This is a genomic window from Lentzea terrae (assembly GCF_003265345.1).
Taxonomy (GTDB): domain Bacteria; phylum Actinomycetota; class Actinomycetes; order Mycobacteriales; family Pseudonocardiaceae; genus Lentzea; species Lentzea terrae.
Genome location: NZ_QFWW01000024.1, coordinates 309,286 through 323,444, shown reverse-complemented (window position 1 = coordinate 323,444; position 14,159 = coordinate 309,286). Strand labels below are relative to the sequence as shown.

Below are 14,159 nucleotides of genomic sequence, written 5' to 3'. Positions count from 1 at the left end.
CCGGAACCGGCGCCGGCGGTCAGGCCTCGTGGTCCTGACGCGCGATCGCGAAGGCCGGGTTGCCCTCGGCGTCCTGGCGCACGTCCAGGACCTTGTCCTCCAGGTACTGGGCGGCGGCAGGCTCCATGATGACCTTGGCGCCCGCGTCAGCCGTCACCACCTGGTCGCCGTCCACGGCTTCGCTCAGCGACAACTCCAGCGCTGCCTGGCTGTTCTGCTCGGCGGCGAGGGCGAAGCGCAGGCCGACGCCGTCGTTGGTGGCGGCTGACTGCGACGTCAACTCGTTGATGACCTCGGCAGCCATCGGCGTCACTTCGAGCATGTCGGCCCCTTCAACAGGAAACAGGAAACTCGTCCCGTGTTCCCAGCATCGGCCGGGTTCAACCACCATTCGGCGAAGACGCAGGTAAACGACGTGGTCCGCGGTCAGGAACGCTGAGCGGCAACCTGCGCCGGACCACACCACCTACGCGACGCGGTGGGCCTGGCGGGTCACCTCGTTCCGGACGTGGCCGCACGCCGAGCAGACGCGGGGCACCGGGATCAGTTCGGCGACCAGGCGCCACGAGTCGGCGAACGACGGGGCCTCCTGGCCGGGCACCAGCAGGCTGTCGAGCGCCTCGACGCGGCGGCGCCCCTTCTCGCGGCTGCGTTCGACCGGGTCGCGGCGGTGGGCCAGGGCGCGCGACTCCGCCCGTGCGCGCTCGCCCTCGGACGTCAACGCCGAAGAGGAGCGCCGCGAGTTCAGCAGCGCGTTGCGGCGGTTCACGCGGAACCACTCGCCCAGCGACATGCCGGCTAACGGCGGGCGGGCGAGGCGGGCGCCGTCCGCGATCCACACCATCATCCGCGCGCGCAGGAACTCGTGGGCGACCTGCGAGCGTGAGCGCGGGCGGCCCTGGCGGGTGCCGTCCGGCTTGGTGTCGATGGCCACCAGCACCGCGTCGACGCTCCAGTCCGCCTTGAACCACGGCTCGAGCAGGCGGCGCACCCACCGGCGGTCGGCGTCCGGCCAGGAGGCGCGGGTGCACAGCGACTCCACGGCGATGTCCACGTCGGCGTCGGTGGAAGGCACCACGCGGCCCGGCCAGCGACGGGGATCGATCTGCATCTGGGACCTACCTCCTACAGCATCAGACGAACACCTGTTCGACATGGTGCCACGGAGGTCTGACAAAAACTGCACATCTTGCCTCTGATCAGGCAAAACATCACGCGACAAGCACCGCGGCGCCTGTCACGCGGCCTGCCCGGAGGTCTGACAGCGCCAGGTTCGCCTCACCCAACGCGTACGGCTGCACTGCCACCGACAACCGATGCGACGTGCAGAAAGACAGGAACTCAGCAGCATCCGCCCGCGTGTTCGCGGTGACCGACCGGATCTGCCGCTCCTGGAAGAGGTGCTGCGAGTACGACAAACCAGGAACATCGGACAGATGGATCCCGGCGATGGCCAACGTCCCACCCCGGTCCAACGCCGCTAAAGCAGGCGGCACCAACGTCCCCACCGGCGCGAACAGCACGGCCGAGTCCAGCAGCACCGGCGGCACCGTCTCAGAAGCCGAAGCCGCCCCCAACGACAACGCCAGCGAACGAGCCGCGGCAGACCGGGTCACCACGTGCACCTCGTACCCGCGAGCAACGGCGACCTGCGCGGCCAGATGAGCCGACCCGCCGAATCCGTAGATCCCCAACCGGCCGCCCGAGGGCACGTCAGCACGCTTCAACGCCCGATATCCGATGATCCCGGCACACAACAACGGCGCCAACGACTCGTTCGAATACCCAGTGGGCAGCCTCAACGCGTATGCAGCAGGAACGACCGCATAAGACGCATAACCGCCGTCAGCGTCCCACCCGGTGTAGAGCGACGACGGGCAGAGGTTCTCGGAACCACGCAAACAGAACCGACATTCACCGCACGTGTGCCGCAACCACGCGATGCCGACCCGCTCACCAACGGCGAATGAGCCAGCGGCAACAACAACCTCGCCAACGACCTGATGCCCAGGCACGACCGAAGGACGATGCACGGGCAGATCCCCGTCCACGACGTGCAGATCGGTCCGGCAGACCCCGCAGGCGAGCACCCGCACCAGCAACTCCCCCGGAGCGGGCGACGGCACCGGCACGTCGACGAGACGCAGCGGCGTGGTCAGCCACGAAAGCACGATCCCCAGGTTAGCCTGCGGAAATGACGCACCACGAGCCCCACGACGAGGTCAGCGGCGACCGGATGAACTGGCTGCGCGCGGGCGTTCTCGGTGCGAACGACGGCATCGTCTCCACGGCCAGCCTCGTCGTGGGCGTCGCCGGTGCCACCACCGACCGTGCCCAGATCCTCGTCGCGGGCCTGGCCGGCCTCTTCGCGGGCGCCATGTCCATGGCCAGCGGCGAGTACGTGTCGGTCAGCAGCCAGCGCGACGCCGAACGGGCGCTGCTCGCCCAGGAACGCCGCGAGCTCAGGGACACGCCACGAGAAGAACTCGAAGAGCTCAAGGAGATCTACGAGGGCAAGGGCCTGGACGAGGACACCGCCGAAGAGGTCGCCAAGCAGCTCACGAAGCACGACGCCCTGGCCGCGCACGCCGAGGCCGAGCTGCACATCGACCCGGACGAGCTGACCAACCCGTGGGGCGCCGCCATCGCGAGCTTCCTCAGCTTCACCATCGGCGCACTCCTCCCCCTCGCCGCGATCGCGCTGACCCCGACCGGCCTCCGCGTCCCCGTCACCGTCGCGGCCGCCATCCTCACCCTCGCCCTCACCGGCTTCATCAGCGCGCGGCTGAGCGGCGCGAACCGGAGGCGCGCGGTCGTCCGCAACATCGCGGGCGGACTGATCGCCATGGGCGTCACCTACGCGATCGGCTCGCTCGTGGGCCAAAGCATCGGATAGCACCGAACTGGGTACTGCCAGAGACATGAGCGAAGAACGCGGCGCATACATCTCCGAGGACACCGACGACTTCGAGGCCCTCGACGAGGACAACATCAAGCACGACCCGCTGGAGACCGAGCCGGAAGAAGGCTGGGCGGAGTCGAACAAGTACGGGATGACCGAGTACGAACAGGCCCACCCGCGTCCCCTCGACGAACGGCTCGCGGAAGAACGGCCGGAAGAGCGCGGCGAGGACGACGAGACGGGTGCATGATCGAAGCATGAGCCTCGGCATCCCGGAGAAGATCACGGCGTTGCTGTTCGACCTCGACGGCGTGCTCACGAGCACCGCGGTCCTGCACCGCAAGGCGTGGAAGCAGACGTTCGAGAGCATGGGCCAGCCGTTCGGCGAGCAGGACTACCTCGCCTATGTGGACGGCAAGCCGCGCTACGACGGCGTCCGCAGCTTCCTCGCGTCCCGCGGCCTCACGCCGCCGGAGGACGAGATCCGCCGCGTCGGCGACCAGAAGAACGACCTGGTCAACCAGATCATCGACGAGGAGGGCATCACGCCCTACCCCGCCTCCGTCCGCTACCTGCAGGCCGCGCGCCAGGCCGGCGTGCCGATCGGCGTGGTCACGTCGTCGGCCAACGCCATGCGCGTGCTGCGCGCGGGCGACCTGCTGGACTACGTCGACGCCCTGGTGGACGGCAACGTGATCGTCGCGTCGAACCTGCGGGGCAAACCGGCACCGGACTCGTTCGTCGAAGGCGCCAGAAGGCTCAAAACGGCACCGGAGCACGCCGCTGTCTACGAAGACGCGCTGGCGGGCGTCAAGGCAGGCCACGACGGCGGCTTCGGCTTCGTCGTGGGCGTCGACCGCGGCAACCAAGCCGATGCGCTCAAAGCCAACGGCGCCGACGTGGTCGTCAACGAGCTCGACGAGCTGATGGCATGAGCTACACGATCGAGCCGTGGACGCTGCGCTGGCAGGGCCTCGCCGTCGACCAGCTGCACCGCACCGAGTCGACGTTCGCCCTGTCCAACGGCCACATCGGCATGCGCGGCACCCTCGACGAAGGCGAACCGCGCGGCCTGCCGGGCACGTACCTCAACGGCTTCTACGAGGAACACCAGCTGCCGTACGGAGAAGCGGGCTACGGCTACCCGGAGGCCGGCCAGACCGTCGTCAACGTCACCGACGGCAAGATCATCCGGTTGCTGGTCGAGGACGAGCCGCTGGACATGCGCTACGGCAACGCGATCGAGCACGAACGCGTCCTCGACTTCCGCTCCGGCACGCTGCGCCGCCGCACGCTCTGGGAGTCGCCGACCGGCCGTCGCGTGATCGTGCGCAGCGAGCGGCTCGTGTCGTTCACGCAACGCGCGGTCGCTGCCATCCGGTACGAGGTCGAGCCGATGGACGACCTGCAGCTCGTCGTCCAGTCCGACCTGCTCGCCAACGAGCCGACCATCCACCGCACCAACGATCCCCGCGTCGCCGCCGCGCTGGAGTCCCCGCTGGTCAACAACTTCACGATGGCGGAGAAGACGCGGGCCGTGCTGTGCCACCAGACCAAGAAGTCCGGGCTGCGGATGGCCGCCGCCATGGATCACGAGGTCGAGGTCGCGGACGGGCTCGACGTCCGCACGGAGATCCGCGCCGAGTCCGACCTCGCCCGGTTCACCGTTGCGGTCGACGTCGCCGCCGACAGTTGCCTGAAGCTCACCAAATACCTCGGCTACGGCTGGTCCGGAAAGCGTTCCACACCGGCACTTCGCGCCCAGGTCGAGGCCGCGCTCGCAGGCGCCTGCCAGACCGGCTGGAACGGGCTGCTGCAGGAGCAGCGGGAGTTCCTGGACGACTTCTGGCAGGTCGCCGACATCGAGATCGAGGGCGACGACGAGCTGCAGCAGGCCATCAGGTTCGCGTTGTTCCACATCCTGCAGGCCGGTGCCCGCGGTGAAACCCGCGCCATCCCCGGAAAAGGCCTCACCGGACCCGGCTACGACGGCCACGCCTTCTGGGACACCGAGATGTTCGTGCTCCCTGTCCTCACCTACACGGTGCCGGACGCGGCCCGCGACGCGCTGCGGTGGCGGCACTCCACTTTGGACAAGGCCCGCGACCGCGCGAAGGTGCTGGGGCTCAAGGGCGCCGCGTTCCCGTGGCGGTCGATCAACGGCGCCGAGTGTTCGGCTTACTGGCCGGCGGGCACGGCCGCGTTCCACGTCTCCGGCGACGTCGCCTACGCCACCCAGCAGTACCTGAACGCCACCAACGACGAGTGCTTCGACCGCGACGAGGCCACCGAGATCCTGGTGGAGACCGCACGGCTGTGGTGCTCGCTCGGCCACCACGACCGCCACGACGGGTTCCGCATCGACGGCGTCACCGGCCCGGACGAGTACTCGGCGATCGTGGACAACAACGTCTACACCAACCTGATCGCCCAGCAGAACCTGTGGGCCGCCGCCAACGCCGCGGAACGCCACCCGGACAAGGCGAACGCGTCCGCGGAGGAGATCGCCGCGTGGCGCAGCGCCGCCGACGCGATGGCCGTCCCCTACGACGAGATGCTGCAGGTGCACCCGCAGGCGGACAACTTCACCAAGCACGCGGAGTGGGACTTCGAGAACACACCGGAGGACAAGTATCCGCTGCTGCTGCACTTCCCGTACTTCGACCTGTACCGGCGCCAGGTCGTGAAGCAGGCGGACCTCGTGCTCGCCATGCACGTCCGTGGCGACATGTTCACCGCCGAGGAGAAGGCCCGCAACTTCGCCTACTACGAGGCGCGAACGGTCCGCGACTCGTCGTTGTCGGCGGGCACGCAGGCGGTGCTCGCCGCGGAGGTCGGCCACCTGGACCTGGCGTTCGACTATCTCGTCGAAGCCGCGTACACCGACCTCCACGACCTGCACAACAACGTCAACAACGGCCTGCACATGGCGTCGCTGGCGGGCGCCTGGATGGCGTTGGTGGCCGGGTTCGGCGGCATGCGCGACCACGGCGGCGAACTGACCTTCGCGCCGCGGCTGCCTGCCGCGCTCACCAGGTTCTCGTTCCGGATGGCCTTCCAGGGCACGAGGATCGCCATCGACGTGTGCGCGACCGAGGCCACCTACCGGATCGTGGACGGCACCGAGCTCGTCACCGAGCACCACGGTGAGCCGATCACGATCACGGCGGACGCGCCCGTGACCATGCCGATCCCGAAGGCTCCCGAGCTCGAACGGCCGGAGTCGCCGTTCGGCCGGGAACCGCGCAGGCACTAACCGAGCTCCAGGACCACTTTCACGTCGTCCGGCCGTTGCTCGAACGCCTCCGCATAGGACTCCAGCGGAACGCGCCGAGTGATCAACGACGACACCCAGGAGTCGTCGGCCCGGTCCAGCACCGCGGCCGCCTCCTGGTAGTGCCGCACGTTCGAGTTGACCGTGCCGAGCACGATCCCGTTGCGCAGCACCAGATCCCGGTTCGCCTGGCCGAGGTCGACCGGAACGACCTCAGTGGACGGAACCCCGGTCAGGCACACCAGGTCGCGCCCGAGCAGCTGCGCCACCAGTGCAGGCGCGCCCGTCGCCTCGATCACGACCTGGTGATCGGGCAGCTTGCGGTGGTAGGTCGCGCCCAAGGACTCCACCAGCGCAGGCTTCGGGCCGTCCGACGCCAGATCGAAGACGTGCACGTCCAGCCCGCGCTGCACCCCGATCAACGCCGCCAGCAGCCCGATCGGTCCCGCGCCGGTCACCAGCACGCTCTCGAACGGGAACAACGCCAGCCGATCCAGCCGTTCCCACGCCTTCACCACCACCGACAACGGTTCCACGAGGACACCTGTCGACGAGCTGACACCAACGGCATATGCGGCCGGGACCGTCCACAACGTCGAGCCGTAGCCGTCCAGCCCGGTGATCCCGCGCTCGGTGTACTGCCCGTTCCGGCACATGTCGAACTCTCCGCGCGCACACGCCACGCACGGCACCGGGTCCGGTCTCCTCACCACGCCCACGACAAGATCCCCCGGCGCGAACCCCGGTCCGCTGATCACCCGCCCCAGCGACTCGTGTCCGATCACGAGAGTTTCGCCGACCCCGAACTCGCCGCGCGCGATCTCGCGGTCCGTCCCGCAGATCCCGATCGCGACGCCCTCCACCAGCAGGTCCTCTGGTCCGGGCACCGGATCGGGCAATTCGGTCAACGACAAGGAACCGGCTCGTGCAAGATCAACCGTCAGGGCGCGCATGAAGACCATTCTTGACATATGAACGCGATCGCGCTGGTATGAGAGCGCTCTCACGCAACCCTGTCTCAGTGAGGAGATAGTCGATGCGCAAGCTCCTGCTGCTCGCGACATCGGCCCTACTTGGGCTGACAACGTTGTCCCCAACCGTGCAAGCCGCTCCACCGAACCTGCTCCCGCTCACCGTCACGAACAACTCCGGCCGCGGTGACGCCGTCCACCTGTACGTGTTCGGCGAGATGGGCGGCCGGCTCGGGCACGTGAACGCGAACGGCCAGTTCACCCCGTGGTCCGGAGGTGCGATCCCGCCAACGCCCGCACCGGACGTGTCCATCCCCGGCCCCGGCAACGGCGGCAGCCGGACCCTGCAGATCCCGCTCAACCTGGCCGGCGGCCGGCTCTACATGTCCTTCCGGGACAAGCTGAAGTTCTTCCTGGTGCCCGGCGGGCTGGTGCAGCCGGCGCCGTGGGCCGCGGGCGACCCGAACCGCGACATCCTGTTCGACTGGAGCGAGTTCACCTACAACGGCGGCGGGTTGTGGTTGAACAGCTCCCAGGTCGACATGTTCTCCGTCCCGCACGCGGTCGAGGCGACGTCTCAGGCTGGCGCCACCAGGAAGACCGGCCAGCCGGTCTCCGGCGGGCGCAACCGCATCTTCGACCAGCACCAGCAGCTGGGCGGCGACTGGGCGCGGTTGATCTACACCCGGCCCGACGGCACCCGGCTGCGCGTCCTCAACCCCAGCAAGGGCCTCGACGCGGGCGTGTTCTCGAGCTCCTACTTCTCCAGCTACGTCAGCAGCACGTGGTCGACCTACGCGAACACGCCGCTGACCGTAGTGCCGTACCAGAACGAGCCGAACCGCAAGTTCACCGGCCGCACCAGCGGTGGAGTCCTCAACTTCACCAACACGGCCGGCCAGCAGGTCGCGTCGTTCCAGCAGCCGTCGACGCGGGACGTCTTCAACTGCGACGGCCGGCTCGCGGCACCGAACAACGACGTCGGCGCGATCTCGCGGTCGCTCTGCGCGGCGCTGAACCGCTCGACGCTCGGGCACGTCCACACCCAGCCGACGTACGACGCGAGCCAGTTCTACACCCGCTCGATCACCAACCACTACTCGAAGATCGTGCACGCCAACATGGTCGACGGGAAGGCTTACGGGTTCGCGTTCGATGACGTCGGCGCGTTCGAGTCACTTGTCCACGAACCCAACCCGCGATCAGCCAAAGTCACGCTAACCGCATTCTGAACCAAAGCGTTCTTGCTTTTGATCGACTTTCACTCCACTGTGTGAGACGCCGTCGCCGCGGCTCTCACACAGTGGAGTCGTTGTGTGCGTAGGGGTCCTGCTGGTCGAAGACGACGAGCGAATCCGGCAGGCGCTGAGCCTCGCCTTGTCCGACGAGGATTTCACCGTTGACGAGGCGGGTTCGGGCGAAGAGGCGTTACGGCGGTTGGAGACCGAGTCGTTCGACGTGGTGCTGGTCGACCTCACGCTGCCCGGCATGGACGGCCTGGAGGTCGTGCGCACCCTCCGCGCACGTGGTGACCTGCCCATCATCGTCGTGACGGCGCGCACCGACGCCCGTGACGTGATCGCCGGGCTGGAGGCGGGAGCGGACGACTACGTCACGAAACCGTTGATGGCGAGCGTTCTCGCGGCGCGAATACGAGCGTTGTTGCGCCGGCGCGGACCAGGACGGGAAGCCGTTCGGATCGGCGATCTGGAAATCCGTCCGCACGAAGGACTTGTGCACCGAGCGGGGGAACGCGTTCATCTCACTCGCACGGAATTCCGACTGCTGCTGGAACTCGCTGGTGCGGGCGGCCGAATCGTCACCAGGGAACAGTTGCTGCAAAAGGTTTGGGGATATGACTACTTTGGTGACACTCGACTGCTCGACGTGCACATAAGAAGGCTGCGCCGCAAGATCGAGGCCAACCCGGACGACCCGGCGCTGGTGCTCACCGTGCGCGGCACCGGCTATCGGATCCGCTCGTGAGACTCACGCTGCGCTGCCGCGTCACCCTCTCGTTCGGCTTCGGCCTGCTGGTCGTGACGAGCGTGCTGGCGCTCGCGACCTGGAACCTGGCCTCCGGCTACATGCTGCGGCAACGTGAGGCGAGCGCGACGCGGCAGGCCGAGGTCAACGTGCGGCTGGTCGAGAAGTCGCTGTCCTCCCCCGGCCTCGACGAGCTGCTGACCGGGCTCACCACCGGCCCGGACTCCTCCATCCTGGTGCTCAGCCCGGACGGTCTGGTGACGGCGGGCCGCAAGGTCGAGCCCTCCCAGCTGCCTGCCGAGCTCGTGGAGCGCCCACCCGGCCAAGCCCGGATCACCGTGGGCGGTCTGCCCGTCATCGCCGTGACGCGGCCGGTGGCGGGCAACGCGGTGTACGTGGAGCTGTTCCCGTTGCAGCAGCTCGATCGGACGTTCGGGTTCCTCAGCGCGGTGCTGATCGCCGGCACGATCTCCTCCGCGCTGCTCGGGGCCGCGCTGGGTTCGTGGGCGTCGAAACGCGCGCTGAAACCGTTGGCGGAACTGAGCTCCGCCGCGGGGAGGATCGCCGGTGGTGATCTCCGCGCCCGGTTGCCCGACCAGGACGACCCGGATCTGGCCGCGCTGGCGGCGAAGTTCAACTCGACGGCCCAAGCGCTGGAGCAGCGGGCGTTGCGGGACGCCAGGTTCGCCTCGGACGTCTCGCACGAGCTGCGGTCGCCGTTGACGACGATGGTCAACGCGGGCGCGGTGCTGCGGCGTCGTCGTGAGCACCTGCCGGGCACCGCGGGGACCGCGCTGGAACTGCTGACCTCGGAGGTCGACCGGTTCGCGCGGATGGTCGTGGACCTGCTGGAGATCTCGCGCCTCGACCAGACCGACGACTACGAGCCGGATGAGCTCGACCTGAGCGCGTTGGTGCGCCACGTGGTCGCCACGCGCTGGCGGGCGGTGCCGGTGTCGGCGCTGCCGGTGCGGGTGCAGGGTGACCGCCGACGGCTCGACCGCGTGCTGGCGAACCTGATGGAGAACGCCGAACGGCACGCGGGCGGCGCGATCTTCGTGGCGGTGCGCCAGGACGGCACGACTGCGCGCGTCGAGGTGGAGGACGACGGGCCGGGCGTGCCGGAAGCGTTGCGGGAGCAGATCTTCGAACGGTTCGCGCGCGGCAGGCCCGGCAGTCGCGGTGACGACACGGGCAGCGGGCTGGGGCTCGCGCTGGTTCGCGAGCACGTGCATCGCCATCGCGGCCGGGTGTGGGTCGAGGACCGGTTCCCGCGTGGTGCGCGGTTCGTGGTGGAGCTGCCGGCTATTACGAAGTCCTGACGTCATCGGCTCTGGGAGCGCGCGGTGGTGACTGCCGGTCCTACGGTCGGGGGATGCGAGTACTGATCACCGGCGGGGCCGGGTTCATCGGGTCGCACGTCGCGGACGAGCTGACCGCCCAGGGTCACGACTGCGTTCTGTTCGACGCGCTGCTGCCGGAAGCGCACGGAACGCTTCCGGACCTGGACCACGAACTTGTCATCGGCGACGTGACCTCAGCCGACGTGCTGCGACCCTTGTTGTCCACTGTGGACGCGGTGTGCCACCAGGCCGCGATGGTCGGCCACGGCGTCGACCCGTTCGACGCGCCGTCGTACGCGCGGCACAACGACCTCGGCACGGCGGTGCTGCTGGCCGAGATGCACCGGGCCGGGGTGTCGCGGCTGGTGCTGGCGTCGTCGATGGTCGTGTACGGCGAGGGGCGGTACCGGTGCCTGTCGCACGGCGTCGTGCGGGCTGAACGCACTGCCGAAGACCTGGCGCGGGGACTGTACGAGCCGCGTTGTTTCTGCGGCGACTTCCTCGTGCCCGAACTGGTGCCGGAGGACGCGCCGCTCGACCCGCGCAGCACCTACGCGGCCACGAAGCTGGCGCAGGAACACCTGGCTTCGGCGTGGGCGCGGCAGACGGGCGGGAGCGTGTGGGCGTTGCGGTACCACAACGTCTACGGCCCGCGGATGCCGCGCGACACCCCGTACGCGGGGGTGGCGTCGATCTTCCGTTCGGCGTTGCAGAACGGCGTCGCGCCGCGGGTCATGGAGGACGGCAAGCAGCGGCGGGACTTCGTGCACGTCACCGACGTGGCGCGGGCGAACGTGCTGGCGTTGTCGTCGCCGCGACCCGGTTTCGAAGCCGTGAACGTCTGCTCCGGCTCTCCGCACACGATCGGCGAGCTGGCGTTCGCGCTGGCCGACGCGTGCGACGGGCCCACGCCCGCGATCGTGGGCGGGGCGCGACCGGGCGACGTGCGGCACGTCGTCGCCTCGCCCGCGAAGGCGTTGGACGTGCTGGGCTTCGAGGCCCAGGTCGGTTTCGCGGAGGGTGTCCGGGAGTTCGCCTTCGCGGCGCAGCGGGAGCCGGTCACCACTCGGTGAGGATCAGGTGGTTCACCGCCAGGGCCGTGACGGCCTGGGCGATGAGCCACCTCCGGTCCAGCCGCGCGGTGCCGGCGAGCAGCCAGACCGCGAACGGCAGCCAGATCCGTTCGGTCTCGGCCTTGCTGAGGCCGGACAGATCGGCGGCCAGGATCGCGATGCCGGCCGCGATGATCCACTTGTCCTTGCGCAGGCCCTTGACCGCCGCCGGGCCGATGACGAGCACGAGCGCCGCCAGGTTGGCCCACACCCAGTACCAGTACGGCCTGGGCGTGCCGACGTCCTGGTAGTAGCGGACTTTCACCAGCTCGTAGCCCTCGTACCACCAGAAACCCGCTATGGCGAACGCTCCCACCACCGCAAGCACGCCGACGAGCGCCACCGCGATCCGGCGAGCGGTGGCGCCGAGTTCTCCTTGCCGCCACAGCGCGACGAGCGCGAGCGGGAGGAGCAGCACCAGCCCGTAGGACAGGAACAGGCACCAGCCGAGCACGACGCCACCCAGCAGCGGCCACCTGGTGAGCAGGTAGATCCCGACGGCGGCAACGCCCATGAACATGCCGTCCGCCGACGCCCCGACCCACACCGCGCCGGGGAACAGCACCAGGAACGGCAGCACCGCGTTGTCGCCGATGGCTTTGGGAATCGCGACGACGACCAGCGCGCCGACCAGGACGCAGAAGATGGACGCGACGGTCCCTCCCCCCAGCCCGATGCGGTCCAGCGCGACGAACGTGAGCGTCGCGCCCGGCGGATGGGCGGAGACGTGCGTGGTCCACGAGTCGGGCTGGTAGTTCAGGATGCGGGTGGTGAACTCCTTGAGCATCGTCGGGACGTCGGTGATCTCCGGAACCTCGTGCAGGTACTCGTGCTCCCCGGTGAGCCTGGTGACGAACCGGCCCCAGCCGTCGATCATCGCCAGCGAGAACGTCCACGCCACCGCCGTCACGTACGCGATCGGCACCGCGAACCGGTGCTGTGCCAGCTCGGGTCCCTTGGCGTAGACCAGGAACGCGATGAGGACGGCCGCCGGCGTGCCGGGCCCGACGTGCAGCTGCCACTCGCCGAAGATCGGCGCGGCGGACGCGAAGGTGAGGCCCGGGTACTTGGCGTTGAGCACGAACCCGGTGATGGTGGCGGCAGCGACGAGCAGACCGGCGATGAATACACGCACCACTCCCAACCTAGGGGGTCCGGCCGGTGCCCGCAGGCCACGCAAGACAATCGTAAGAACTCGTTCGTGCGTCACAATTCCGTAAGCACCACAACACTTTCCCGTGGTCCAGGGTGGACACATGGATGTCGTGTTGCCCTGCCTGGACGAGGCCGCCGCACTGCCTGCGGTGCTCGCCTCCCTGCCTCCCGGCCACCGCGCGATCGTCGTCGACAACGGCTCGGTCGACGGTTCCCCCGCGGTGGCTGCTTCGTGCGGCGCTCTGGTCGTGCACGAGGCTCGTCGCGGTTACGGCGCTGCCGTGCACACCGGTTTGCTCGCGGCCACTTCTGACTTCGTGGCGTTCGCCGACGCCGATGGCTCCCTGGATCTGGGCGAACTGCCCGCGATGGCTGAGCTTCTCGTCGAGGCCGATCTTGTAGTGGGTCGGCGGGTGCCGGTTGCTGCCGGCGTGTGGCCGTGGCACGCGCGGGCGGGCAACGCCGTGATCTCAGGGTTGTTGCGCCGCCGTGGTTTGGACGTGCACGACATCGCGCCTCTGCGCGTGTGCCGGCGCGAGGCGTTGCTGGCGCTGGACGTGCAGGACCGGGCGTTCGGCTATCCGTTGGAGCTGCTGGTCCGTGCAGCCGCTGCGGGGTGGCGGGTGCGCGAGGTCGACGTGACGTACGGCCCGCGGGCCGCCGGGACGCGTTCCAAGGTGTCGGGCTCGGTGCGCGGCACGTTGCGGGCGGCGCGCGACATGGCGGGGGTGCTGCGATGAGGTTCTGCCTGCTGATCATGGCCAAGTCACCGGTACCCGGTCAGGTGAAGACGCGCCTGTGCCCGCCGCTGACGGGTGAGGAGGCCGCGGATGTCGCGGCGGCGTCGTTGCTGGACACGCTGTCGGCCGCTTTGTCGACGCCAGGTGCGGTGCCCGTGGTGGCGCTGGCCGGGGTGGTGCGGCGGTCGGACGTGCGGGACGCGTTGGCCGAGTGCGTCGTGATCCCGCAGCGCGGCGAGACGTTCGCGGATCGGCTGGTGCACGCGCACGCCGACGTGGCGCGGTTCGGGATGCCGGTGCTGCAGATCGGGATGGACACGCCGCAGGTCACGCCTTCGCTGCTGGAGTCGTGCGCGGAGTTCGAGGAGGCGGCGCTCGGGTTCGCCCTGGACGGCGGGTGGTGGGCGCTCGGGTTGCGGGATCCACGGCGGGCCGAGGTGCTGCGGGACGTGCCGATGTCGCGCGCGGACACGGGCATGCGGACGCTGGAAGCGTTGCTGGGCATGAACGTGCGGACGCTGCCGGTGCTGTCCGATGTGGACACGATGGTGGACGCCCGCGCGGTGGCCGCTGACGTGCCGCAGAGCCGGTTCGCCACGACGCTGACCGAGATCGCGGCGGTGGCCCGATGACGCCCGTCCGACAGGCTCGCACAGGGGTCCCCTGGATCCATTCT

Annotated in this window: 15 protein-coding genes; 10 read left to right on the top strand and 5 right to left on the bottom strand. The window is 69.2% G+C overall.

Going from position 1 to position 14,159, the window contains the following annotated elements; genetic code table 11:
- Positions 1-19 precede the first annotated feature (19 nt).
- From DI276_RS31155 to DI276_RS31145, 3 genes are all read right to left on the bottom strand, one after another.
- The gene (locus DI276_RS31155; protein WP_112269869.1) at positions 20-322 is read right to left on the bottom strand and encodes an iron-sulfur cluster biosynthesis protein; all 303 of its coding nucleotides are present in this window, start codon (positions 320-322) and stop codon (positions 20-22) included.
- 144 nt (positions 323-466) lie between these two features.
- A complete protein-coding gene (locus DI276_RS31150) occupies positions 467-1,111 on the bottom strand; it encodes a hypothetical protein (RefSeq protein WP_198681012.1) in 645 nt (214 codons plus the stop codon).
- 100 nt (positions 1,112-1,211) lie between these two features.
- The gene (locus DI276_RS31145) at positions 1,212-2,171 is read right to left on the bottom strand and encodes a zinc-binding alcohol dehydrogenase family protein (protein WP_232837044.1); all 960 of its coding nucleotides are present in this window, start codon (positions 2,169-2,171) and stop codon (positions 1,212-1,214) included.
- 23 nt (positions 2,172-2,194) lie between these two features.
- Here DI276_RS31145 and DI276_RS31140 point away from each other — a divergent pair, with 23 nt between their 5' ends.
- The 4 genes from DI276_RS31140 to DI276_RS31125 are packed head-to-tail and all read left to right on the top strand — an operon-like array spanning position 2,195 to position 6,158.
- Positions 2,195-2,896, top strand: a complete 702-nt coding sequence (locus DI276_RS31140; protein WP_112269855.1) for a VIT1/CCC1 transporter family protein — start codon at positions 2,195-2,197, stop codon at positions 2,894-2,896.
- Positions 2,897-2,921: 25 nt separating this feature from the next.
- Positions 2,922-3,152 carry a hypothetical protein gene (locus DI276_RS31135; protein ID WP_112269853.1) on the top strand — a complete coding sequence of 77 codons (231 nt, stop codon included), beginning with the start codon at positions 2,922-2,924 and terminating at the stop codon, positions 3,150-3,152.
- Positions 3,153-3,159: 7 nt separating this feature from the next.
- A complete protein-coding gene (locus DI276_RS31130) occupies positions 3,160-3,837 on the top strand; it encodes an HAD family hydrolase (RefSeq protein ID WP_112269851.1) in 678 nt (225 codons plus the stop codon).
- Positions 3,834-6,158 carry a glycoside hydrolase family 65 protein gene (locus DI276_RS31125; protein WP_112269849.1) on the top strand — a complete coding sequence of 775 codons (2,325 nt, stop codon included), beginning with the start codon at positions 3,834-3,836 and terminating at the stop codon, positions 6,156-6,158. The genes DI276_RS31130 and DI276_RS31125 overlap by 4 nt, the downstream gene beginning before the upstream one ends.
- Here DI276_RS31125 and DI276_RS31120 read toward each other — a convergent pair.
- Positions 6,155-7,129, bottom strand: a complete 975-nt coding sequence (locus tag DI276_RS31120) for an alcohol dehydrogenase catalytic domain-containing protein (protein WP_112270036.1) — start codon at positions 7,127-7,129, stop codon at positions 6,155-6,157. The genes DI276_RS31125 and DI276_RS31120 overlap by 4 nt on opposite strands.
- Positions 7,130-7,212: 83 nt before the next feature.
- Between DI276_RS31120 and DI276_RS31115 the strand changes: the two genes are divergently transcribed.
- The 4 genes from DI276_RS31115 to DI276_RS31100 all read left to right on the top strand — a co-directional run bounded on the left by DI276_RS31115 (position 7,213) and on the right by DI276_RS31100 (position 11,549).
- Positions 7,213-8,379 (top strand): beta-1,3-glucanase family protein, encoded by a 1,167-nt coding sequence (locus tag DI276_RS31115; RefSeq protein WP_112269847.1) that lies wholly within the window; start codon positions 7,213-7,215, stop codon positions 8,377-8,379.
- 82 nt (positions 8,380-8,461) lie between these two features.
- Positions 8,462-9,133 carry a response regulator transcription factor gene (locus DI276_RS31110; RefSeq protein WP_112269845.1) on the top strand — a complete coding sequence of 224 codons (672 nt, stop codon included), beginning with the start codon at positions 8,462-8,464 and terminating at the stop codon, positions 9,131-9,133.
- Positions 9,130-10,455 carry a HAMP domain-containing sensor histidine kinase gene (locus DI276_RS31105; protein ID WP_112269843.1) on the top strand — a complete coding sequence of 442 codons (1,326 nt, stop codon included), beginning with the start codon at positions 9,130-9,132 and terminating at the stop codon, positions 10,453-10,455. The genes DI276_RS31110 and DI276_RS31105 overlap by 4 nt, the downstream gene beginning before the upstream one ends.
- A 53-nt stretch (positions 10,456-10,508) precedes the next feature.
- A complete protein-coding gene (locus DI276_RS31100) occupies positions 10,509-11,549 on the top strand; it encodes an NAD-dependent epimerase/dehydratase family protein (protein WP_112269841.1) in 1,041 nt (346 codons plus the stop codon).
- On the opposite strand, the gene DI276_RS31095 is transcribed toward DI276_RS31100, so the two are convergent.
- Positions 11,536-12,723: a hypothetical protein gene (locus DI276_RS31095; RefSeq protein WP_232837043.1), complete on the bottom strand. Its 1,188-nt coding sequence runs from the start codon at positions 12,721-12,723 to the stop codon at positions 11,536-11,538. The two genes, DI276_RS31100 and DI276_RS31095, sit on opposite strands and share 14 nt — an antisense overlap.
- Before the next feature lie 121 nt (positions 12,724-12,844).
- Between DI276_RS31095 and DI276_RS31090 the strand changes: the two genes are divergently transcribed.
- Both DI276_RS31090 and DI276_RS31085 read left to right on the top strand, forming a co-directional pair.
- A complete protein-coding gene (locus tag DI276_RS31090; protein WP_112269839.1) occupies positions 12,845-13,483 on the top strand; it encodes a glycosyltransferase family 2 protein in 639 nt (212 codons plus the stop codon).
- Entirely contained in the window at positions 13,480-14,115 is a 636-nt protein-coding gene (locus DI276_RS31085) for a TIGR04282 family arsenosugar biosynthesis glycosyltransferase (protein WP_112269837.1), read from the top strand. The genes DI276_RS31090 and DI276_RS31085 overlap by 4 nt, the downstream gene beginning before the upstream one ends.
- The last annotated feature ends 44 nt before the right edge of the window (positions 14,116-14,159 follow it).

What these genes read in the sequence shown, in the direction of transcription:
- DI276_RS31140 (WP_112269855.1), top strand. Translation starts at nt 2,195, where the DNA reads ATGACGCACCACGAGCCCCACGACGAGGTCAGCGGCGACCGGATGAAC.
- DI276_RS31125 (WP_112269849.1), top strand. Translation starts at nt 3,834, where the DNA reads ATGAGCTACACGATCGAGCCGTGGACGCTGCGCTGGCAGGGCCTCGCC.
- DI276_RS31135 (WP_112269853.1), top strand. Translation starts at nt 2,922, where the DNA reads ATGAGCGAAGAACGCGGCGCATACATCTCCGAGGACACCGACGACTTC.
- DI276_RS31130 (WP_112269851.1), top strand. Translation starts at nt 3,160, where the DNA reads ATGAGCCTCGGCATCCCGGAGAAGATCACGGCGTTGCTGTTCGACCTC.
- DI276_RS31155 (WP_112269869.1), bottom strand. Translation starts at nt 322, where the DNA reads ATGCTCGAAGTGACGCCGATGGCTGCCGAGGTCATCAACGAGTTGACG.
- DI276_RS31100 (WP_112269841.1), top strand. Translation starts at nt 10,509, where the DNA reads ATGCGAGTACTGATCACCGGCGGGGCCGGGTTCATCGGGTCGCACGTC.
- DI276_RS31120 (WP_112270036.1), bottom strand. Translation starts at nt 7,129, where the DNA reads ATGCGCGCCCTGACGGTTGATCTTGCACGAGCCGGTTCCTTGTCGTTG.
- DI276_RS31150 (WP_198681012.1), bottom strand. Translation starts at nt 1,111, where the DNA reads ATGCAGATCGATCCCCGTCGCTGGCCGGGCCGCGTGGTGCCTTCCACC.
- DI276_RS31085 (WP_112269837.1), top strand. Translation starts at nt 13,480, where the DNA reads ATGAGGTTCTGCCTGCTGATCATGGCCAAGTCACCGGTACCCGGTCAG.
- DI276_RS31115 (WP_112269847.1), top strand. Translation starts at nt 7,213, where the DNA reads ATGCGCAAGCTCCTGCTGCTCGCGACATCGGCCCTACTTGGGCTGACA.
- DI276_RS31090 (WP_112269839.1), top strand. Translation starts at nt 12,845, where the DNA reads ATGGATGTCGTGTTGCCCTGCCTGGACGAGGCCGCCGCACTGCCTGCG.